22 protein-coding genes and 1 tRNA gene are annotated in these 19,712 nt (G+C 67.9%); 13 read left to right on the forward strand and 10 right to left on the reverse strand.

The window, feature by feature from the left end:
- Positions 1-105: 105 nt before the first annotated feature.
- The 9 genes from AC5Y5B_RS19490 (at position 106) to AC5Y5B_RS19530 (ending at position 8,776) form a co-directional block, all read left to right on the forward strand.
- Positions 106-741, forward strand: coding sequence for a TetR/AcrR family transcriptional regulator (locus tag AC5Y5B_RS19490; protein WP_112633835.1), 636 nt, complete (start codon positions 106-108; stop codon positions 739-741).
- Positions 742-1,962: a cytochrome P450 gene (locus AC5Y5B_RS19495; protein WP_112633834.1), complete on the forward strand. Its 1,221-nt coding sequence runs from the start codon at positions 742-744 to the stop codon at positions 1,960-1,962.
- Positions 1,963-2,790 carry an SDR family oxidoreductase gene (locus AC5Y5B_RS19500; RefSeq protein WP_112633833.1) on the forward strand — a complete coding sequence of 276 codons (828 nt, stop codon included), beginning with the start codon at positions 1,963-1,965 and terminating at the stop codon, positions 2,788-2,790.
- Positions 2,791-2,847: 57 nt separating this feature from the next.
- A complete protein-coding gene (gene cyp51 / locus AC5Y5B_RS19505) occupies positions 2,848-4,200 on the forward strand; it encodes a lanosterol 14-alpha demethylase (RefSeq protein ID WP_112633832.1) in 1,353 nt (450 codons plus the stop codon).
- A 12-nt stretch (positions 4,201-4,212) separates the two neighbouring features.
- Positions 4,213-4,422, forward strand: coding sequence for a ferredoxin Fdx (fdx, locus tag AC5Y5B_RS19510; RefSeq protein WP_112633831.1), 210 nt, complete (start codon positions 4,213-4,215; stop codon positions 4,420-4,422).
- A 3-nt stretch (positions 4,423-4,425) separates the two neighbouring features.
- Entirely contained in the window at positions 4,426-4,980 is a 555-nt protein-coding gene (locus AC5Y5B_RS19515; RefSeq protein WP_112633830.1) for a nuclear transport factor 2-like protein, read from the forward strand.
- A 144-nt stretch (positions 4,981-5,124) separates the two neighbouring features.
- Positions 5,125-6,252 (forward strand): NDMA-dependent alcohol dehydrogenase, encoded by a 1,128-nt coding sequence (locus tag AC5Y5B_RS19520; RefSeq protein ID WP_112633829.1) that lies wholly within the window; start codon positions 5,125-5,127, stop codon positions 6,250-6,252.
- A gap of 45 nt (positions 6,253-6,297) precedes the next feature.
- Positions 6,298-8,331 carry an oxidoreductase gene (locus AC5Y5B_RS19525; protein ID WP_500006151.1) on the forward strand — a complete coding sequence of 678 codons (2,034 nt, stop codon included), beginning with the start codon at positions 6,298-6,300 and terminating at the stop codon, positions 8,329-8,331.
- 16 nt (positions 8,332-8,347) lie between these two features.
- The gene (locus AC5Y5B_RS19530; RefSeq protein WP_112632239.1) at positions 8,348-8,776 is read left to right on the forward strand and encodes a ketosteroid isomerase family protein; all 429 of its coding nucleotides are present in this window, start codon (positions 8,348-8,350) and stop codon (positions 8,774-8,776) included.
- Between the two features lie 17 nt (positions 8,777-8,793).
- Here AC5Y5B_RS19530 and AC5Y5B_RS19535 read toward each other — a convergent pair whose 3' ends face one another.
- Positions 8,794-9,453: a dihydrofolate reductase family protein gene (locus AC5Y5B_RS19535; RefSeq protein ID WP_112632238.1), complete on the reverse strand. Its 660-nt coding sequence runs from the start codon at positions 9,451-9,453 to the stop codon at positions 8,794-8,796.
- A 158-nt stretch (positions 9,454-9,611) separates the two neighbouring features.
- Between AC5Y5B_RS19535 and AC5Y5B_RS19540 the strand changes: the two genes are divergently transcribed.
- A complete protein-coding gene (locus AC5Y5B_RS19540; protein WP_112632237.1) occupies positions 9,612-10,016 on the forward strand; it encodes an HIT family protein in 405 nt (134 codons plus the stop codon).
- On the opposite strand, the gene AC5Y5B_RS19545 is transcribed toward AC5Y5B_RS19540, so the two are convergent.
- Both AC5Y5B_RS19545 and phoP read right to left on the reverse strand, forming a co-directional pair.
- Positions 10,004-11,446 (reverse strand): sensor histidine kinase, encoded by a 1,443-nt coding sequence (locus tag AC5Y5B_RS19545; RefSeq protein ID WP_112632236.1) that lies wholly within the window; start codon positions 11,444-11,446, stop codon positions 10,004-10,006. The two genes, AC5Y5B_RS19540 and AC5Y5B_RS19545, sit on opposite strands and share 13 nt — an antisense overlap.
- 38 nt (positions 11,447-11,484) lie before the next feature.
- Positions 11,485-12,204 (reverse strand): two-component system response regulator PhoP, encoded by a 720-nt coding sequence (gene phoP / locus AC5Y5B_RS19550; RefSeq protein ID WP_112632235.1) that lies wholly within the window; start codon positions 12,202-12,204, stop codon positions 11,485-11,487.
- 158 nt (positions 12,205-12,362) lie between these two features.
- Between phoP and AC5Y5B_RS19555 the strand changes: the two genes are divergently transcribed.
- The gene (locus tag AC5Y5B_RS19555) at positions 12,363-13,079 is read left to right on the forward strand and encodes a hypothetical protein (RefSeq protein ID WP_112632234.1); all 717 of its coding nucleotides are present in this window, start codon (positions 12,363-12,365) and stop codon (positions 13,077-13,079) included.
- Between the two features lie 28 nt (positions 13,080-13,107).
- Positions 13,108-13,179: transfer RNA gene (locus AC5Y5B_RS19560), tRNA-Thr, on the forward strand.
- A 45-nt stretch (positions 13,180-13,224) separates the two neighbouring features.
- On the opposite strand, the gene AC5Y5B_RS19565 is transcribed toward AC5Y5B_RS19560, so the two are convergent.
- The 3 genes from AC5Y5B_RS19565 to AC5Y5B_RS19575 form a co-directional block, all read right to left on the reverse strand.
- Positions 13,225-13,725 (reverse strand): DUF309 domain-containing protein, encoded by a 501-nt coding sequence (locus tag AC5Y5B_RS19565; RefSeq protein ID WP_500006147.1) that lies wholly within the window; start codon positions 13,723-13,725, stop codon positions 13,225-13,227.
- Positions 13,726-13,793: 68 nt separating this feature from the next.
- Complete coding sequence (locus AC5Y5B_RS19570; RefSeq protein WP_112632232.1) at positions 13,794-14,057, reverse strand: hypothetical protein; 264 nt, start codon at positions 14,055-14,057, stop codon at positions 13,794-13,796.
- A 225-nt stretch (positions 14,058-14,282) separates the two neighbouring features.
- Positions 14,283-15,068 carry a DUF732 domain-containing protein gene (locus AC5Y5B_RS19575; protein WP_112632231.1) on the reverse strand — a complete coding sequence of 262 codons (786 nt, stop codon included), beginning with the start codon at positions 15,066-15,068 and terminating at the stop codon, positions 14,283-14,285.
- Between the two features lie 147 nt (positions 15,069-15,215).
- On the opposite strand from AC5Y5B_RS19575, the gene AC5Y5B_RS19580 reads away from it, so the two are divergent.
- On the forward strand, positions 15,216-16,157 hold the full coding sequence (locus AC5Y5B_RS19580; RefSeq protein WP_500006148.1) for a lytic transglycosylase domain-containing protein: 942 nt from the start codon (positions 15,216-15,218) through the stop codon (positions 16,155-16,157).
- Between the two features lie 179 nt (positions 16,158-16,336).
- On the opposite strand, the gene AC5Y5B_RS19585 is transcribed toward AC5Y5B_RS19580, so the two are convergent.
- The 4 genes from AC5Y5B_RS19585 to AC5Y5B_RS19600 form a co-directional block, all read right to left on the reverse strand.
- Entirely contained in the window at positions 16,337-17,338 is a 1,002-nt protein-coding gene (locus AC5Y5B_RS19585; RefSeq protein WP_500006149.1) for an MAP_0585 family protein, read from the reverse strand.
- 35 nt (positions 17,339-17,373) lie between these two features.
- Positions 17,374-17,841: a lipoprotein LpqH gene (locus AC5Y5B_RS19590; RefSeq protein WP_112632228.1), complete on the reverse strand. Its 468-nt coding sequence runs from the start codon at positions 17,839-17,841 to the stop codon at positions 17,374-17,376.
- A gap of 121 nt (positions 17,842-17,962) precedes the next feature.
- Entirely contained in the window at positions 17,963-18,631 is a 669-nt protein-coding gene (locus tag AC5Y5B_RS19595; RefSeq protein ID WP_500006150.1) for a S1 family peptidase, read from the reverse strand.
- Positions 18,632-18,719: 88 nt separating this feature from the next.
- Positions 18,720-19,595, reverse strand: a complete 876-nt coding sequence (locus AC5Y5B_RS19600) for an alpha/beta fold hydrolase (RefSeq protein WP_205869055.1) — start codon at positions 19,593-19,595, stop codon at positions 18,720-18,722.
- Between the last annotated feature and the right edge of the window lie 117 nt (positions 19,596-19,712).

Below are 19,712 nucleotides of genomic sequence, written 5' to 3' on the forward strand. Positions count from 1 at the left end.
AGCCGATCTCGGATATTGGCCGTCGAACGCGTTGAAAGGCGCATTGAACTGCGTATTCCTGTCACGGGGTTGCCTCGCGGTGATCCGATCATCTAGCTTGGACATGTGTCCAGCGATGCACTGGTGACGATCACCTCCGGCGGCGACCGCCAGGCCGGTCAACCGGCGCGCAACCGTCGCCAGGAGGAGACCTTCCGCAAGGTGCTCGCGGCGGGCATCGAAACCCTGCGCGAGAAGTCCTACGCCGACCTGACGGTGCGCGCGGTCGCGGCGCGGGCCAAGGTCGCACCGGCCACCGCGTACACCTACTTCTCGTCGAAGAACCACCTGATCGCCGAGGTCTATTTGGACCTGGTGCGCCAGGTTCCGTTCTTCACCGACGTCAACGACCCGATGCCGGTCCGGGTGGACAAGGTGTTGCGGCACCTGGCGCTGGTGGTCGCCGACGAGCCCGAGGTCGGCGCCGCCTGCACGACGGCCTTGCTCGGCGGGGGCACGGATCCCGCGGTGGGGGCGGTGCGCGATCGCATCGGCGCCGAGATCCACCGCCGCATCGCGACGGCCATCGGGCCGGGGGCCGACCCCAACACGGTGGCCGCGCTCGAAATGATGTTCTTCGGCGCATTGGTACAGGCGGCCAGTGGCCAGTTCACCTATCACCAGATCGCCGACCAGTTGGCCTACGTAGTGAGTCTGATCTTGCCCGGCCCCGGGAACACAAGCCAGGAGACACGAACCTAAATGACCGTCCATGTGGGCGACCACGAGCTGGTCCTCGATCCCTACGACTACGACTTCCACGAAGATCCGTACCCGTACTACCAGCGGCTGCGCGACGAGGCGCCGCTGTACCGCAACGACGAACTGAAGTTCTGGGCGTTGTCGCGGCACCAGGACGTGCTGCAGGGATTCCGTAACAGCACAACGCTTTCCAATAAGTACGGCGTCTCGCTGGACCCCGCCTCGCGCGGCCCGCACGCCAGCAAGACGATGTCGTTCCTGGCGATGGACGATCCCGCCCACCTGCGGCTGCGGACGCTGGTGTCAAAAGGCTTCACCCCGCGCCGGATTCGCGAACTCGAGCCGCGGGTCACCGAGATCGCGACGCAGCATCTCGACACCATGCTGGACAAGGCCAGGGACGGCAACGGTGTCGACTACGTCGACGAGTTCGCCGGCAAGCTGCCCATGGACGTCATCTCCGAGCTGATGGGCGTCCCCGAGCCGGATCGCGATCAGGTCCGGGCCTGGGCCGACGGGGTGATGCACCGCGAGGAGGGCGTCACCGACGTGCCGCCGGAGGCCGTCGAGGCCTCCCTCAACCTGATCGTCTACTACCAGCAGATGGTGGCCGAGCGGCGCGAGAAGTTGACCGACGACCTGACCTCCGCGCTGCTGGAGGCCGAGATCGACGGCGACCGGCTCACCGACGACGAGGTGCTCGGCTTCATGTTCCTGATGGTGATCGCCGGCAACGAGACCACCACCAAACTGCTTGCCAATGCCGCGTTTTGGGGTCACAAGAACCCGGATCAACTGACGCCGGTCTACGAGGACCTGTCGCGGGTGCCGCTGTGGGTCGAGGAGACCCTGCGCTACGACACCTCCAGCCAGATCCTGGCTCGCACCGTGTCCGGGGAGCTCACCCTCTACGACACCACCATCCCCGAGGGCGACGTCCTGCTGCTGTTGCCCGGGTCCGGGCATCGCGACGAGCGGGTCTTCGACAAGCCTGACGACTACCTCATCGGGCGCGAAATCGGGCCCAAACTACTGAGTTTCGGTAGCGGCGCACACTTCTGCCTGGGCGCGCATCTAGCGCGGATGGAAGCCCGGGTCGCGCTCACCGAGTTGTTCAAGCGAATCCGCGGCTACGAGGTGGACGAGGCCAACGCCGTCCGCGTTCACTCGAGTAACGTCCGCGGATTCGCTCACCTACCAATGATCGTGGAGGTCCGCTGAATGCCCCGCTTTGAACCCTTGCCCGAACGTCGGCCCGCCATCGTGGCCGGCGCTTCCTCCGGCATCGGAGAGGCAACCGCCATCGAGCTCGCGGCGCACGGATTCCCGGTCGCGCTGGGTGCCCGCCGGGTGGAGAAGCTCGACGACATCGTCGGCAAGATCAACGCCGACGGCGGCGAGGCGGTCGGATTCCACCTCGACGTCACCGATCCCAACTCGGTGAAATCGTTTGTCGCGCAGTCGACCGACGCCCTCGGCGATATCGAGGTGCTGGTGGCCGGAGCGGGCGACACCTACTTCGGCAAGCTCGCCGAGATCACCACCGACGAGTTCGAGTCGCAGCTGCAGATCCACCTCGTCGGCGCCAACCGGCTGGCCACCGCGGTGCTGCCCGGGATGCTCGAGCGACAGCGCGGCGACCTGATCTTCGTCGGATCCGATGTGGCCCTGCGTCAGCGCCCGCACATGGGCGCCTACGGCGCGGCCAAGGCCGCGCTGGTCGCGATGGTCACCAACTTCCAGATGGAGCTCGAAGGCACCGGAGTGCGGGCCTCGATCGTGCACCCCGGCCCCACGAAGACGTCGATGGGGTGGAGCCTGCCGGCCGAGAAGATCGGCCCGGCTCTGGAGGACTGGGCCAAGTGGGGCCAGGCCCGGCACGACTACTTCCTGCGCGCGGCGGATTTGGGACGGGCCATCACGTTCGTGGCCGAGACACCGCGCGGTGGCTTCATCGCCAACATGGAGCTTCAGCCCGAAGCACCGCTAGCCGACAACAAAAACCGCCAGAAACTCGCACTCGGCGAAGAGGGGATGCCAGGACAGTGACTACGACCGCGAATCGACGATGCGGCGCGCGGCACGCGCGGCGAGGAGAGTGAGCACGTGACCACCGCGACCGTGCCCCGGGTGTCCGGCGGCGAGGAAGAACACGGCCACCTCGAGGAATTCCGCACCGACCCAATCGGTTTGATGAAGCGTGTCCGCGAGGAGTGCGGGGACGTCGGCTGGTTTCAGCTGGTTGACAAGCATGTCATCCTGCTCTCGGGCGCCGGGGCCAATGAGTTCTTCTTCCGCTCGGCCGATGAGGACCTCGACCAGGCCGAGGCGTACCCGTTCATGACGCCCATCTTCGGCAAGGGCGTGGTGTTCGACGCCAGCCCCGAGCGGCGCAAGGAGATGCTGCACAACTCCGCGCTGCGCGGCGAGCAGATGAAGGGCCACGCGGCCACCATCGAGGGCGAAGTCAAGAAGATGATCGCCGATTGGGGCGAGGAAGGCGAGATCGAGCTGCTCGACTTCTTCGCCGAGCTGACCATCTACACCTCGACCGCCTGCCTGATCGGGCTGAAGTTCCGTGAGCAGCTCGACCATCGGTTCGCCGAGTACTACCACGAGCTGGAACGCGGCACCGACCCCCTGTGTTACGTCGACCCCTACCTGCCGATCGACAGCTTCCGGCGCCGCGACGAGGCCCGGGTGAAACTCGTTGCGCTGGTGCAAGAAATCATGGATCAGCGGCTGGCCAACCCGCCCACGGACAAGGCCGACCGCGACATGCTCGACGTGCTGGTCTCGATCAAAGACGAGCAGGGCCAACCCCGGTTCTGCGCCGACGAGGTCACCGGGATGTTCATCTCGCTGATGTTCGCCGGACACCACACCAGCTCGGGGACCTCGGCGTGGACCCTGATCGAGTTGATCCGCCACCCCGAGGTCTACGCCGAGGTGCTGGCCGAGCTCGAGGACCTCTACGCCGATGGCCAGGAGGTGAGTTTCCATGCGCTGCGCTCGATTCCGAAGCTGGACAACGTGGTCAAGGAGACGCTGCGCCTGCACCCGCCGCTGATCATCTTGATGCGGGTCGCCAAGGGCGAGTTCGAGGTCGAGGGATTTCCGATCCATGCCGGGGACTTCGTCGCGGCCTCCCCGGCGATCTCCAACCGGATTCCCGAGGACTTTCCCGACCCGGACGCGTTCAACCCCGACCGCTACAACAAGCCCGAGCAGGCCGACATCGTCAACCGGTGGACCTGGATTCCGTTCGGCGCGGGCCGGCACCGCTGTGTGGGCGCGGCGTTCGCCCAGATGCAGATCAAGGCGATCTTCTCGGTTCTCCTGCGCGAGTACGAGTTTGAGATGGCCCAGCCGGCTGACAGCTATCACAACGACCACTCCAAGATGGTCGTGCAACTCGCGCGGCCGGCCAAGGTGCGCTACCGCAAGCGCAGCGCGTAAGGAGTAAGTCCAATGGGCGGCTTCAGGATCGAAGCGGATCTGGATCTGTGTCAGGGCCACGCCATGTGCGAACTAGAGGCACCCGACTACTTCCGGGTGCCCAAGCGGGGCAAGGTCGAGATCGTCGACCCCGAACCGCCCGAAGACGCCCGCGACGAAATTGAGCGCGCCGTCGACATGTGCCCAACGCAAGCACTATTCATCAAAGAGAAAGAAGACTGACCCATGAATTCACAGGCGTCACACTCGCGTGCAGACCTCGAGGCATGGGTCGACCGCTGGCTGCAGGCCAACAAGGACTGCGAAAAGGCCGGCGACTGGCGGCCGTTGGCCGACTTCTACACCCAAGACGCCACCTACGGCTGGAACATCGGCCCCAAGGAAGACGTGATGTGCGTCGGCATCGACGAGATCCGCGACATCGCCCTCGGCCTGGAGATGGAGGGGCTGGAAAACTGGGTGTACGAATACCAGAAGGTGCTCATCGACGAGAAGCAAGGCGAGATCGTCGGCTTCTGGAAGCAGATCGTCAACAAGACCGACGGCACCCAGGACGAGATCTACGGCATCGGCGGCAGCTGGTTCCGCCTCAACAGCGACCAAAAGATCGAGTGGCAGCGCGACTTCTTCGACTTCGGCCACGTCGCGCACATGTTCGGGAAGCTCATCGAGTCCGGGGACCTCAGCGACGGCATGCAGAAGCGGATCGAGCGCAGCGTCGCCGGCGAAAAGCTGCCCGGCTACTACCCGCTTGGCCAGGCACCCGTCCCCATCTGGTGAGGGGGAGCCAACCAAGCATTTGATTTGTTGCACGCGCTATGCTGACGCGACAAGAGTGCCTGTGGCACTCGTCACCTAGCTGGCCGGCATGAAGGGGCCGGTCAGCTCTGATCAATTCAAAGGCGAAATGGGGTCAGGACCATCGTGAAGACAAAAGGCGCACTGATCTGGGAGTTCAACCAGCCCTGGTCCATCGAGGAAATCGAGATCGGCGACCCGCAAGCGCATGAGGTCAAGATCCAGATGGAAGCGGCGGGCATGTGCCACTCCGACCATCACCTGGTCACCGGGGGCATCCCGATGGCCGGTTTCCCGGTGCTCGGCGGCCACGAGGGCGCGGGCATCGTCACCGAGGTCGGTCCGGGCGTGGACGACATCGCCCCGGGTGACCACGTCGTGCTGTCGTTCATCCCGTCGTGTGGGCAGTGTCCGACCTGTCAGGCGGGCATGCGCAACCTGTGCGACCTGGGCGCCGGCCTGCTGGGCGGCGCCGCGGTGTCCGACGGCACCTTCCGCATCCAGGCCCGCGGCCAGAACGTCTACCCGATGACGCTGCTGGGGACGTTCTCCCCCTACATGGTCGTGCACCGCAGCTCCGTGGTGAAGATCGACCCGTCGGTCCCGTTCGAGGTCGCCGCGCTGGTCGGCTGCGGCGTCACCACCGGCTACGGCTCGTCGGTCCGCACCGCCGACATCCGGCCCGGCCAGGACGTCGCGATCGTCGGCGTCGGCGGGGTCGGCATGGCCGCGCTGCAGGGAGCCGTCAACGCCGGCGCCCGCTACGTCTTCGCGATCGACCCGGTCGAGTGGAAGCGCGACCAGGCGCTGAAGTTCGGCGCCACCCACGTCTACCCCGACATCATGGCGGCGATGGCGGGCATGGCCGAGGTGACCTACGGCCTGATGGCCCACAAGGTCGTGGTCACGGTGGGCGAGCTGCAGGGCGCCGACATCGACAACTACCTGAACATCACCCAAAAGGGCGGCACCTGCGTGCTGACCGCCATCGGTAGTCTGCTGGACACCAACGTCAACCTGAACCTGGCGATGTTGACCCTGATGCAGAAGAACCTGCAGGGCACCATCTTCGGCGGCGGCAACCCGCAGTACGACATCCCGCAGCTGCTGTCGATGTACAAGGCCGGCAAGCTGAACCTGGACGACATGATCACCCGCCAGTACAAGCTGGAGCAGATCAACGACGGCTACCAGGACATGCTGGACGGCAAGAACATTCGCGGCGTCATCCGGTTCACCGACGCCGACCGGTAAACGCTTGTCAGCCGCGTCCGCTCAGTGACCGGCTTCGGCCACCTCATGGCGCCGGGACGAATCGGCGCCATGAGCGTGCGCAACCGCCTGGTCATGTCTCCGATGGAGACGATGTACGGCACCCCGGACGGGCTGCCGTCGCAGCGCACCCGCGACTACTTCGCGGCACGCGCCCGCGGCGGGGTGGGGCTGATCACCGTGGGCGCCACCGGGATTGACCACCGCCACCCCGAGACACCCGGCGGCCTGCATCTGGCCACCGACGAGGCAGTCGCCGCGCACCGGGCGCTGGTGGAGGCGGTGCACGAGCACGGCGCCAAGATCCAGCCCCAGATCGTGCACGCCGGGCCCGACGGCCTGGGGCCGGAGGTCTTCGGCGTCGAATCGCTTGGCCCGTCGGTGATTCCGTCCTACCTCACCGGGCGCCCGTCGGCCGAGATCAGCGCGCGGCAGCTCAGCGAGGTGTTCGATCTGTTCAAGGCGGCGGCCCGGCGCGCCGTGGAGGCCGGCTATGACGGCATCGAGCTGCACGCCGCGCACGGCTACATGCTGCTCGGGTCCTTCCTTGCCCCGCAACGCAATCGTCGCACCGACGACTACCGCGGCGACTCGGCGCGCGGCCGGGTGCGGGTGGTGCTCGAGGCGCTGGCCGCGATCCGCTCCGAAATCGGCAAGGCCATGCCGATCACGTTGCGCATCTCCGGGTATGAACGCGTCGCCGGCGGCCGGGCCATCTACGAAACCGCCCGGCTCGCACCCGAACTCGTCGCCGCCGGCGTCGACGCGTTCCACGTCAGCGGCGGCGTGATCGATCGGCTGGTCACCGGCATGGTCAACGGCGCGGACGACGGCGACGAACTCAACGTCGGCGCGGCGGCCGCCGTCAAGCAGGTGGTCGACGTGCCGGTGATCGCCGTCGGCCGCATCCACGACCCGGCACGCGCCGAACGGATCCTGGCCGACGGCCGTGCCGACTTCATCGCCATGGGACGCCCGCTGCTGGCCGACCCCGACCTGCCCCGCAAAATCTCGTCCGGTCAGGCGCACCGGGTCCGCAAGTGCATCTCGTGCGAAAACTGCATCGACGCAATGGAGCAGCGTTTCTCGGTCGATTGCGCGGTCAACCCCCGCACCGGCAAGGAGCGGCAACTGGCCGCGGCCCGCGCCGACCGCACCAAACGGGTGGTGGTGATCGGCGGCGGCCCGGCGGGACTGGAGGCCGCGCGGGTCGCCGCCGAACGCGGCCATCGCGTCACGCTGTTCGAGCGCAGCGCGCAGCTGGGCGGCGCGCTGCGCTGGGCCTCGGTGCTGCATCCGGAAAACCAGCCGTTCCTGCGGTACCTGTGCGACGAGCTCAGGGTGAGCGCAGCCACAGTGCATGCGGGCCATGCCGTTTCGGCCGATGACGTCGTCGCGTCCGCACCGGATGCGGTGATCGTGGCCACCGGCGGCCGCGTCGTCGTGCCGTCCGTTCCCGGGGCCGAGCGCGCCGGTGTGCTCACCGGGCCGGGACTGCGCGAATTGCTCGGCGGCCGTGCCCGATCCGGCGCCCCGGCCTGGCAGCGCCTCGGCGCCGCGGCGCTGTCCGGCCGGCGACAGCGGCTGCTGCGGCCCGCCGCGATCCGGTTCGCCAGCCGGGCCTGGATGCCGCTCGGCCGGCGCGTGGTGATCGTCGGCGGTGATCTCGTCGCCCTGGAATTGGCGGAATTCCTTGCCGCGCGGGGCCGCTTGGTGGCCATACTCGAAGCCGGCAAGGACATCGCCCCCGAAGTGGGCAACAAGCGCAAGACCGAACACATGGATCGTCTCGACCGGCTGGGCGTCACCGTGCACGTGCGCGCCGTCACCGAACGCATCACCGCCGACGCGGTGGAATTCACCCCCGCCGGTGCAACGACCCGGCGCCTGGCGGCCGACAGCGTCGTCCTGGCCGGCACGGTCGAGCCCGACACCACCCTGTTCGACGCCCTCGTCGACGCCCTGCCGGACGCCGAGGTGCACGCCGCAGGCGACTGCACCGGACTGGGCCTGATCCGCAAAGCCACCGAGGAAGGCGCGCGCGCCGCGTGCGCAATCTAGTGACAGGAGAACAGAAATGACCGACACCGAGCAATCCCAGGCCTCGCCGGCCCTGGCCGCGTCGCAGTCGTCGTGGCGGTGCGTGCAGGCGCACGACCGCGAGGGCTGGCTGGCGCTGATGGCCGACGACGTCGTCATCGAGGACCCGATCGGCACATCCGTCACCAACCCCGACGGCACCGGGGTTCGCGGCAAGGAGGCCGTCCGTGCCTTCTTCGACACCAACATCGCCGCCAACCAACTCTCCATCACCTGCGAGGAGACCTTTCCGTCGAGTTCGCCCGACGAGATCGCCCACATCCTGGTGCTCAACAGCAAGTTCGAAGGCGGCTTCACCAGCTCGGTGCGCGGCGTGTTCACCTACAAGGTCAACGACGCGGGACTGATCACCAACATGCGCGGCTACTGGAACCTGGATATGATGCAGTTCGGCAAGGAGGACTGAGCCGAACGGCGAGTTGCCTAGCGGCGCGTCAAGATCAGATGCGTGACGCCGCTGGGGCTGGTCACCGACTCCACCGTGTCGAATCTGTGCTCGAGGCCCTCCAGCCCCTCCCACACGGACTCCCCGCGCCCCAACACGATCGGCACCACGGCGATGTGCAGATGGTCGACGAGGTCCGCGGCAAGGAATTGCCGGACGCTCGACGGTCCCCCACCGAGACGAATATCGCTGTCGCCGGCAGCTTTTCGTGCGATCTCGAGGGATTCGGCGGGGCTGGCGTCGACGAAGTGGAAAGTGGTGCCGCCTGCCATCTCGATCGAGGGCCGAGGGTGGTGGGTGAGCACGAAGACCGGGGTGTGAAATGGCGGCTCGTCGCCCCACCAGCCTTTCCACTCTGGAGCGCCTGCGTGGCCCGTCCACGGTCCGCGCTGCGGCCCGAACTTGTTGCGGCCCATGATTTCGGCGCCGATGCCCGGCGCCCATTGGCTGGCTAACGCGTCGTCGATGCCGGTGGTCCCGCCCGACTCCCCGTGCATTGCGCGGAAGGTCCGCGTCGCGAAAAACCACTCGTGAAGCCGCCCGCCCGCGTGGCCGAACGGCGCATCCAGGGTTTGGCCGATCCCCGTGCCGAAGCCGTCGAGGGAAACCGAAAAGTTGTGCACGCGCACTCGGGACATGGGGAACTCTCCTGACTTCGTCCGCCTGGTGGGTCGTCGCCAGGAATGACTCCCGACGGCGGCCAAACTCATCGAAGTGGTGTGAGACCGCGCTGCGGGTCGGGGTCCGAGGGCGACCACAGCCCCTGACGCAATTCGGCCGAACCTATGCTGGGCCCATGGCGTCGATCTTCACCAAGATCATCAATCGTGAACTTCCCGGCCGCTTCGTCTACGAGGACGACGACGTCGTCGCGTTCCTGACGATCGAGCCGATGACGCAGGGCCACACGCTCGTGGTGCCGCGCGCCGAGCTCGACAACTGGCAGGACGTCGACGGCGCGGCCTTCGCCCGGGTCATGGCCGTGAGCCAGCTGATCGGCAAGGCGGTGTGCAAGGCCTTCAGGACCGAGCGGTCCGGCCTGATCATCGCCGGGCTCGAGGTGCCGCACCTGCACGTGCACGTCTTCCCCACCCGCAGCCTCAGCGACTTCGGTTTCGCGGGAGTCGACCGCAACCCGTCGGCGGAATCGCTGGACGAGGCCCAGGCCAAGATCAAGGCGGCGCTGGCTCAGTTGACGTGAACGGGCTCGGGTGCCGGCACGTCACTGATGCGCGGCAGCGTCACCCGGAAGCGGCAGCCCTCGCCGGGCGCGGTGGTCACGCTCACGACGCCGCCGTGCGCGCGCACCAGCGATTCGACGATGGATAGCCCCAGCCCCGTACCGCCGCTGGCGCGTGCCCGCGACGAGTCCGTCCGGTAGAACCGCTCGAACACGCGCGACGCGTCCTCCTGGTTCATGCCCGGGCCCTTGTCCGCCACTTCGAGCACGGCGTCCGCGCCGTCGGTGCCGACCCGCACGGTGACGTCGGCGCTTTCGGGGGTGTGCTGCAACGCGTTGGCGATCAGGTTGCTCAACACCTGCCGGAGCCGCGCCTCGTCGCCGAGCACCTCCGGGGTGCCGGGCCCGTCGAGGACCTCCATGGTGATGGTGCGCTTGGGGTCCATCGCCTGCCCGTCGTGAACGGCGTCGCTGGCCAGCGCCAGCAGATCCACTCGATGGTGTTCCAGCGGTCGTTGCACATCGAGCCGGGCCAGCAGCAGCAGGTCGTCGACCAGCAGACCCATCCGGGAGGCCTCGCTTTCGATCCGCGACAGCAGCATGGCGACGTCGCGGGCGGCGCCCTGGCGATACAACTCCGCGAAGCCGCGAATGGTCGTCAGCGGGGTGCGCAGTTCGTGGCTGGCGTCGGTGATGAAGCGCCGCATCCGGTCTTCGGAGCCACGCGCCTTCTCCGCCGAGGACTCCGAGGACGCCAGCGCCTGCTGAATCTGCGCCAGCATTCCGTTGAGCGCGAGCGACAGCCGGCCCACCTCGGTCCGCGGATCACGTTCTGGCACACGGCGATCCAGTTGGCCCGAGGCGATCGCCGCGGCGGTCTGCTCGACCTCGGCCAACGGGCGCAGGCTGCGCTGCACCACCGCGAAGCTGGCGATTCCCACCACGACCAGAACCGCCACCCCGATGCCCATCTGCAGCCACACCAGCGAGGTGAGCGTGTGCTGGACGTCGGACAGGTCGATCGCGACGGTGGTCAGCCCGTGCGGGCCGTGCACCGAAACGGCCCGCCATTGAATGTCCGAGCCGTTGACCGACGGCAGCGTCGTGGGATTGGGCCCGACGTCGTTGTTGGCCGGCAACGCCGGTTCGGCGTTGCGGTCATTGATGGCGGTGAACGGGGTCCCGTCGGTGCTGACGCCGCGGACGTAGAACTTCGACGGCGGCCGGCCCGGGTCGGGACCTTCGTAGGGCGGCGGCGACTGCCGCCGCGGGTTCTGCGCCCAGCCCCTCGACGCGTCGAGCAGTGTGGAGTCGATGCGGCTGACCAGGCTGTGGCGCAGGATCGACGTCACCGCAATGCCGGAGACGGCGAGGCCGCAGGCGACCAGCACCAGAGTCGCGGCGACGAGCCCTATCCGAAGGGGCAATCCGCGTCGGGGCTTGGTGACCATCGACCTACTTCTCTCACCGCCGCCGGCCGCGGGCCGGCTCAGCGCGGCTCCCGCAATACATAGCCGACCCCGCGCAGCGTGTGCAGCAGCCGCTTCTCGCCAGTGTCGATCTTGCGGCGCAAGTACGACACGTAGGACTCGACGACATTGACGTCACCTCCGAAGTCGTAACGCCACACGTGGTCGAGGATCTTCGGCTTGCTCAACACCGTGCCGGCGTTGATCACAAAGTAACGCAGCAGCGTGAATTCGGTCGGCGACAGCGACACCGGTTGGCCGGCCTTCCACACCTCATGGGTTTCTTCGTCGAGTTCGATGTCGGCGAAGGACAGCCGCGCGCTGCGTTGTTCGGCCCCGCCCTTGCCCGCGCGGCGGAGGATGACGCGCAACCGGGCGACGACCTCTTCGAGGCTGAACGGCTTCGTCACGTAGTCATCGCCGCCCAGCGTCAGGCCGGCGATCTTGTCCTGCAGGGAATCCCGGGCCGTCAGAAACAGTGCCGGGGCGTCGATGCCGTCGGCCCGCAGCCGCCGCAGCACCCCGAACCCGTCCATGCCCGGCATCATCACGTCGAGGATGACCGCGTCGGGCCGGGCCTCGCGCGCTCGATCGAGCGCTTGGGCGCCGTTGGTTGCCGTGTAGACCTCGAAACCCTGGAACTTCAGGCTCACCGAGAGCAATTCGACGATGTTGGCTTCGTCGTCGACCACGAGAACGCGTGCCTCGGGTTTCGTGTCGTTGGGGGTTGCCGATGTCATCAGATGCTTCCGTCCCTTGCTTGAACGTTTGCTATGCGAATGTTGTGTACTTCCTGAAAGCTCAGTGCCAACCATCTGATAGTAGTCTGCCAGGAATCATCGCGTTGCCTTGGGACGTAAGCGGCTTTCCCGGGCGGCGTCGCGAATAGACTCGAGGAATGAACCTCGCCAAAAGCATCGTGTCGGCCGCGACGGCGCCGGCCCGGGTCGGCCTGGCCGCCGCGGATGCGAGCCTGAGCGTCGCGAGCACGGCCGTCGGCGTGGCGAAGCGAGCCCTGGGTGATGGGGGGACCGCGGGCACCAACGCGATGACGTCCATGCTGGGGATCGACGACGCGATCGTGCGGGCCAATCGGCTGGCGAGGCTGCTCGACGACGACGCCCCGCTGGGCCGGGCGGTGGCCCCGGACGGACCGATCGACCGCTTGCTGCGCCCGGGTGGGGTGGTCGACCTGCTCACCGCGGAGGGCGGCCTGCTGGACCGGCTGACCGCCGAGGGCGGCGCCCTGCAACGCACCCTGCAGCCCGGCGGCCTGGCCGATCAGCTGGTCGCCGAGGAGGGTCTGATCGAGCGGCTGCTGGCCGAGGACGGGCTGGCCGACCGGCTGCTCGCGGAGGGCGGTCTGGTGGACAAGCTGACGGCCAAGCACGGGCCGCTGGATCAGCTCGCCGACGTCGCCGACACCCTCGCTCGGCTCACGCCCGGGATGGAGGCGCTCGAGCCCGCCATCGCCACCCTGCAAGACGCGGTCATCGCGCTCACCATGGTGGTCAACCCGCTGAGCAACATCGCCGACCGGATCCCGCTGCCCGGGCGCCGGCGTCCGTCGTCGCGCGCGGTGCGCTCCGCACGCGTGATCGACAGCGACCAGTGACCGATTAGGCTGGGCACGGTTTTACCCCGCCTCCTTAGCTCAGTGGTAGAGCACTCGCCTTGTAAGCGAGCGGTCGTCAGTTCAATCCTGACAGGGGGCTCTGCCTGCCGTAGCTGACCGCCCGGTGCGGTGTCGACCTGGCGGACTAGCGATGCTGACTGGTCGGGCCGGACGACACAAGCAGACGAGGTCGCAGGCACTGCGCTGTGACCCGAGCGCCATCAGCAAGGTAATTGATCAGCACATCAGCGAATTCGGCCAAACCCTCGGCGTCGATTGCGTATGGCGCCGGCACGTCATAGTCCGACAGGCGGTCCGAGGCACGACGAAGCAGCGTAAGTGCGCCGTTGAGGTTGCCGCGTTGGACGTGGGTGATGCCGACCGCGAGCTGAGCCAGCCCTTGCCAGAGCGTGCGCTCTTCGTCAGGCCCGTTCTTCCATGCGGCCTCAAACACTTCGTGGGCGTTAAACGCCAGTCCGCGGTCTAGCAGATCCTGGGCGTAGGCGAGGGTTTCGACGGGCGGCAGCTCCAGGTCGTCGGGGATACGTGCGATGCCCTCACTGCCTGCCGGAAGCGGGCGGCCGAGAGAGTCGCGCGGGCGCCTGCTTCGAGGTCTGCCGGACTCGTCGCGATCACGGTCGGCCATCCGTCCATCATCGCAGGCGAAGCCGAGTCACTCCGCGATCGTCCTGCTCGGCCGGGGCGGTCACACGATCAGGTGGGCCTCGAGGACCTCACTTCGCGCCGCAGCTCGATCACCTCTTTCTCGAGGTCGATGACACCCTTGGCGCACATGGCGGTGAGGCCGATGAGTTTCACCACGGCGGCCCACAGCGGGTTCTTGCCGGTAAAGGACTGATCGAGGTGAGCGAACCGGTCGTGGAGTTCCTTGCCCACGACCGATTCGGGGTCGAGCTCGATCTCTCTCATCTTGTGGAACGGCGAGAAGTCGGGGACTGCCTCTGGTTCGGGTGCCATGGCGAAAAAGCGTAGGCCCGAAGTCCCAGAGTCGTGTAGGCCCAGAGTCAGAACCCCAGCCGCAGTACGGCGTTCGGGGTGCCGCTGTCCTGGGGGCAGTTGGAGGGCGGACGGCGGCCCAGAACGCACTGGCTCCGGGGCCGGCGAACAGGACAACGCGCCGGGGCGGGCTATCCGCTGACCTGCTGGCCGGAATACCGATTGGACGCCACGGGCACGGTGCCATCACTGGCCGGGAATGGCGTCCAGGCCGCCTTCAATGTCGTGCAGCTTGCCTTGGATGCCTTGCAGGTTGCGCTCGATGTCCTGCAAGTCGGACAGCGATTTCTGATAGTCCGGCTGCGTCGGGTCCGGGCTCTTCGGCCGCGACTGCGGGCAGTACGCGACGATGGCGCCCGCGGTGACCTTCGCGCTTTGATCCGCGTCCCAGACCGACCGTCGCTGCACGAACCCGGCCGCGTCCGCGAAGTTCGGTTGGTGCGCCAGGAAGTCACAGACCGCGTGCCCCTGGCTCATCACGTAGTCCGGACTGGGAACCGGCACGCCCTCCTGCTTCAGCGCGGCGATGAAGGCCGAGTCGACGGCGCCGATCACCGGACCGGATGCCTTCGGCGCAACGGGTTTGGCGGGCGCGGCCGACGGTGGGGAGTCCTGCGGCTGCACCAACGAATTGTGTTGGCGGAGCGCGAACATCACCAGCACCGCGGCGACGACGCCCACCAGGGACAGCGGTAGAGCCGCGAACAGACCCAACCGGCGCAGGGCGGCGACCTTGCCTGGCCGGGACGCGATGGCGCGGGTGTTGCCGTCCCGCGACCGGGTTGCGGCGGCGGCCGCGGTCTCCCAGTCGTCGAACGCGGCGACCGTAGCCGTCCCCGCCCCCTGGGCCAGGAGTTCGTCGAGCAGTTCGTCAGCCTCGTAGGACGACAGCTGACCGCCTTGCTCGCGGATCTGTTGGCGCCGCAGCGCGATGAGCCGCAATTCCGAATCGATCTTCTCGCGGTCGCGCATATCAACCAGTTTGAGAGCGTCGCGCCGTTGTTACAACTCCCGGTTCACAGATGGCCGTCACCGCATTGATGTCACCTGCCCTCATGCGAAAGACTCGGTTGAGCCGGCCAACCGGCGTCGTGGGATTCGAGGCAAGGGACGGACGTGATGACCGTGAGCCGTGACCGCATCGGGCCGCTCGTCGTCGGCGCGATCGCGTTCGCGCTCGTCGGTTGTTCGGCGCCGCATCCGGCGGCCACCCCCGGGTCGGCCACAACGACGCGGGCCGCCCCATCGCCGGCGCGGATGGTGCCCGCCGACGCGGAAACGCCCGGCGGCGCGCAACCCCGACTGGCGCCGGATCCGGCACAGCTGGCCGACGACCTGGTGGCCGACGAGCGCGCGCTACGTGATCCCGGCACACCGGACGCGGCGCTCACGGCGGCGGCGCGGCGCGAGCAGGCGGCCTACCGCGCCATCGGGCGCCACCGCGACTGGGACGCCACCACGCGCGGCCGCATCCCGCCGGAGCTGGCCGACGTCTACGACCGCAACGTCGACGCCCGGCGGCAACTCACCGCCCTGACGCCAGTGCGAGAAACCCTGCCCGCGTGGCGCATCGAGCCGCCGGCGCCGCCCGACGAACTGATGAACTACTACCACCAGGCGGAAGCCGAATCCGGCGTCGGCTGGAACTATCTGGCCGCGATCAACTTCGTCGAGACCCGCTTCGGCAGCATCGTCGGCGCGAGCACCGCCGGCGCGCAGGGCCCCATGCAGTTCCTGCCCTCGACGTTCGCCGGCTACGGCCAGGGCGGCGACATCCACTCACCGCACGACAGCATCCTGGCGGCGGGCCGGTACCTGGCCGCCAACGGCTTCGCCACCGATCACGATCACGCCATCTACGGGTACAACCACGCCACCCAATACGTGCGCGCGGTCGACCAATACGCCGCGCTGATCGCCGCCGATCCCGCCACGTTCGCCGCGTACTACCGGTGGGACGTCTATTGCCTGACGACGGCGGGCGACGTGTTGCTGCCCATCGGGTATGACGCATCGTCGCCGATCCCGGCGGCCGATTACGTCGCGGCCCACCCGCAGTAAACCGGCGCTAGACGTATTTGCGGGCGATCTCCTGCAGGTGCGATCCGACATCTGACGTCCATCCCCGAAACCTGCCATGGGAGCGCACGCGCCGCAGGGCGGCAGAGCGCTGGAGACGCGTCAGCGGGCGTGCCGATGCCGGCAACGCCCGCTGACGGTTCAACCGATGGGCACCCGGGTCAGTACAGCGGCACCCAGACACCGAAGAACCAGTAACCCCAACCGCCGTACTGCCAGTTGAAGACCGGGATGACGGTAAAGGTGTTGTAGCTGAACGGTCCGAAGTCGGCCCGCGCCACCGCCACATCACGCGGCGGCCCGTACCACGGCCGGTTCCAGCCTCCCGGAGGCGGCGGACCGTCCCAGCCACCCGGAGGCGGCGGGCCCTCCCAGTGCGGCGGCGGGCGGTGCGGAGCCGGGCCATCGTTCCAGCCGTAGCCGTGCTCGCGCGGCGGCGGCGGCGCACCGCGGCCGACGATGCTGAACTGGACGTTCGGACCCGCGGGACCACCGATCTGCGCGCTGGCGGTGACCACGTCGTGGCGCGGAATGTACGGCGGGTGCGGCGGCTGCGTGGCCGGCGGGTTCAGCGATGCATACCGCTGGCGGTCCCTCTGCGGTGGGGTGGTCTGCCCACTCGCGGGCGCGGTGGTTTGGGCACTCGGTTGCGTCGTTTGTGCACCGGGTTGCGTGGTCTCCGCGCTCGGCTGCTGACTGCTCGGCATCGACGACGGCTGCGTGGTCTGTGCCGGCGCTTGGGTCGTCTGCGTTGCCGGCGCTTGGGTCGTCTGCGTTGCCGGCGCTTGGGTCGTCTGCGTTGCCGGCGCTTGGGTCGTCTGGGTCGCCGGCGGCTGGGTGCTCTGGGCGGTCGGCGGCTGGCTTTGGGTCGCCGGCGGTTGGGTGCTTTGGTTGGCTGGCGGCTGGGTTTGGGTGCTCGGCGCTTCGTGAGTCGACGGCGGGTTTTGCGGGAGCTGCGCCCCGCCGCCGGCCTGCACGCCGCCGCCCGCTTGCACGCCCGCCCCGCCGGGGTTACCGCCACCACCGCCCCCGCCGTGGCAGTTAGGGCACGGCGGCGGCGGGTCGAGCGGGGCGGAGTACGCCGGCCCGGCGTTCAGCGTCGCCGCGGAAATGCTCAGCCCGGCGGCCAGCGCGGCAGCGCTGACGACACGTTTCATAGACATAACTGCGTCCCCTCTTGGGAGTTCTCGCACCTGCACTACGGGCAGGTGAGGTCCAACTCGAATGGCTTGGTGACCTGCTGCGGCTGCTGCGGGTTGCTCATGTCGGTACCGGTAGCCGTGCCCTTGATGGCCCAGTCCTTGCCCTTGACCGCGGCGCCGGCGCTGCCGCTCTGGTTGGGCGCTGCATCGGAGAAACCGAGCGCGACGCCGTTGACGGTGCCCAAGCCGACGGAGTGGACCAGCGGCGGATTGCCGTTGCTGACCACGGCACCGAGGCCGGCGGTCGGGTCGCCGATGCCGATGTTGATGTTGTCGCCCGCGGCGGTGCAGGTGACCTGGCCGCTGACGTTCTGGTTCTGACCGTCGACGATGAGTACCGGACCCGCCGGCGCAGAGGACGACGAGCCCGCCGCCCCGGTATTGGATTTGTTACTCGAACAACCGGCGCTGGCCGCGACCACCAGGGCCACGCTGGCAACGCCGACCACGATCCCACGCTTCACTACTACTTCCCTTCGTGTCGCTGACTGCGCCGCCTTCTGCTGGGCCGCGTCCCCAATACCCGGTTCCCAGGAGTTGCAAACCCTACGTTACGGCCCGCCGGGTGCGCCAGGGGCCGTGCACTCACGGCAGAACACGCAACCCCCACTTGCCCAGCAGCGGATTGATGAGCATGAAGTAGGTCGTGTAGTCATCACCGTCGGGTGATGACATCAATAGGCCGACCGCGCTGACGGTGCCGTCCGGGTTCATCACGAAGCCGGGACTGCCGCTGTCACCGTCCAGGCTGAACACGCTGGCTTCGACGACGTCACCATTGATGCCTTTGACGGCGCCGCACGTCTCACCGGTCACCGCACCGATCTTGCAGAACGGCATCCCGACCTGAATCTGCTGGCGGCTCAACACATCTCGCACCTGGTACCGGCCGCCGACGTCGCCCACCGGCATGCCGACACTGGGCTCGAGCCGGATGATCGCGGCGTCCCTCTTATCGCCCTCATGCTCGCTGACGGAGATCCTGCCGAGCGGGGCATCGTTGCCGTAGGTCCATTCGGTGCCGTCATGGGAATCGCAGTGCCCGCTGGTCATCAGGTAGTAACTGCCGTCAGAACCCTGCGCGGCGAATCCGGCTGTGCACCTTCCAGCTTCATGATCGACCCCGATGCCGGGCGCCGGCGGAGGCGACGGCAGGGCCGGGGGCGGCGCTGCCACAGCGGTTTTCGCCATCGCCGTGGCGGCCATCAGCACGGCCGCCAAGAGTCCCAAACCCCGTAACCGCGGCATGGTCACGCCGTCCCCCTCCGCTTGTGCCCGGCAGATAGTAGCAGCGCTGCCCCTGTGAAATGAGATGGCGACCAATCTATTCCGTGCACGCGGGTCACCCGGCGTCGACATGCCGGGCGAGGAAGTCCAGCACAGCGTCGGCGAAGATGTCGTTGCGGTCACCGGCCACCATGTGCCCCGCACCGCGGACATCGGTGAATTCGACTTGCGGGAAACGCGCCAAGAATTCGTCGGCGCGCTCCTGGCTGACCAGGTCGCTCATCTGGCCGCGGATCAGCAGGATCGGCACTCCGCCGCGCAGGATGGCCTCGACCGCGGTGTGCATCCGGTCGGGGTCGGTGACCTCGAAAGGAGGGAAAGCCGCAGTGCCGCTGATGAACTGCGGATCCCAATGCCAGTACCAGCGATCGCCGCGGCGACGCAGGTTGGTGGTCAGGCCATCCAGATCGGTCGGTCGCGGCCGATGCGGGTTGTATTCGGCGATCGCGTCGGCGACCTCGTCGAGTGAGCTGAAGCCCGACTCGACCCGGTCGGCCATGAAGGCGTGTATCCGGTTGGCGCCGGACTGATCCATGTTCGGCACGATGTCCACGAGAACGACCGCGCTGGCGATGCCCGGCGCGAGCTCCCCGGCGAGCAGCATCGAGGTGAAACCGCCCAGGGAGGCGCCGACGAGAACGGGGTGTGGGGGCAGCGTGCGCAGCACTTCTTGGACGTCGGCGGCGAAACTGACGACGCGATAGTCGCCGTCGTCGGACCAATCCGATTCGCCGTGGCCGCGCAGGTCGACGGTGACGGCTTGCCACCCACGGGCGGCGACAGCGGCGGCCGCCTTGCCCCAGGACCGGCGGGTCTGCCCGCCACCGTGCAAGAACACCACGGCGCGTGCCTGCGGATCCCCGAGGCGGTCAGCGACGATCTGCACCCCGCCGGGGCCTTGGATCGTGAACGGTTCAGCTGCCGTGGGCATCAGGTGATACTAAGGCGCGCCCACGAAAAGCTCGCGTTGGCTTAACGTCAACGACATGCGGCGGCGTCAATAAAGATGTCGGGCGTTGCCGGCGCCGCGCCGACTCGGACCGCAGCG

The organism is Mycobacterium sp. NGS33 (assembly GCF_059812885.1).

What these genes read in the sequence shown, in the direction of transcription:
- AC5Y5B_RS19495 (WP_112633834.1), top strand. Translation starts at nt 742, where the DNA reads ATGACCGTCCATGTGGGCGACCACGAGCTGGTCCTCGATCCCTACGAC.
- AC5Y5B_RS19500 (WP_112633833.1), top strand. Translation starts at nt 1,963, where the DNA reads ATGCCCCGCTTTGAACCCTTGCCCGAACGTCGGCCCGCCATCGTGGCC.
- fdx (WP_112633831.1), top strand. Translation starts at nt 4,213, where the DNA reads ATGGGCGGCTTCAGGATCGAAGCGGATCTGGATCTGTGTCAGGGCCAC.
- AC5Y5B_RS19515 (WP_112633830.1), top strand. Translation starts at nt 4,426, where the DNA reads ATGAATTCACAGGCGTCACACTCGCGTGCAGACCTCGAGGCATGGGTC.
- AC5Y5B_RS19525 (WP_500006151.1), top strand. Translation starts at nt 6,298, where the DNA reads ATGGCGCCGGGACGAATCGGCGCCATGAGCGTGCGCAACCGCCTGGTC.
- AC5Y5B_RS19530 (WP_112632239.1), top strand. Translation starts at nt 8,348, where the DNA reads ATGACCGACACCGAGCAATCCCAGGCCTCGCCGGCCCTGGCCGCGTCG.
- AC5Y5B_RS19535 (WP_112632238.1), bottom strand. Translation starts at nt 9,453, where the DNA reads ATGTCCCGAGTGCGCGTGCACAACTTTTCGGTTTCCCTCGACGGCTTC.
- AC5Y5B_RS19540 (WP_112632237.1), top strand. Translation starts at nt 9,612, where the DNA reads ATGGCGTCGATCTTCACCAAGATCATCAATCGTGAACTTCCCGGCCGC.
- AC5Y5B_RS19545 (WP_112632236.1), bottom strand. Translation starts at nt 11,446, where the DNA reads ATGGTCACCAAGCCCCGACGCGGATTGCCCCTTCGGATAGGGCTCGTC.
- phoP (WP_112632235.1), bottom strand. Translation starts at nt 12,204, where the DNA reads ATGACATCGGCAACCCCCAACGACACGAAACCCGAGGCACGCGTTCTC.
- AC5Y5B_RS19555 (WP_112632234.1), top strand. Translation starts at nt 12,363, where the DNA reads ATGAACCTCGCCAAAAGCATCGTGTCGGCCGCGACGGCGCCGGCCCGG.
- AC5Y5B_RS19565 (WP_500006147.1), bottom strand. Translation starts at nt 13,725, where the DNA reads ATGGCCGACCGTGATCGCGACGAGTCCGGCAGACCTCGAAGCAGGCGC.
- AC5Y5B_RS19570 (WP_112632232.1), bottom strand. Translation starts at nt 14,057, where the DNA reads ATGGCACCCGAACCAGAGGCAGTCCCCGACTTCTCGCCGTTCCACAAG.
- AC5Y5B_RS19575 (WP_112632231.1), bottom strand. Translation starts at nt 15,068, where the DNA reads ATGCGCGACCGCGAGAAGATCGATTCGGAATTGCGGCTCATCGCGCTG.
- AC5Y5B_RS19580 (WP_500006148.1), top strand. Translation starts at nt 15,216, where the DNA reads ATGACCGTGAGCCGTGACCGCATCGGGCCGCTCGTCGTCGGCGCGATC.
- AC5Y5B_RS19585 (WP_500006149.1), bottom strand. Translation starts at nt 17,338, where the DNA reads ATGTCTATGAAACGTGTCGTCAGCGCTGCCGCGCTGGCCGCCGGGCTG.
- AC5Y5B_RS19600 (WP_205869055.1), bottom strand. Translation starts at nt 19,595, where the DNA reads ATGCCCACGGCAGCTGAACCGTTCACGATCCAAGGCCCCGGCGGGGTG.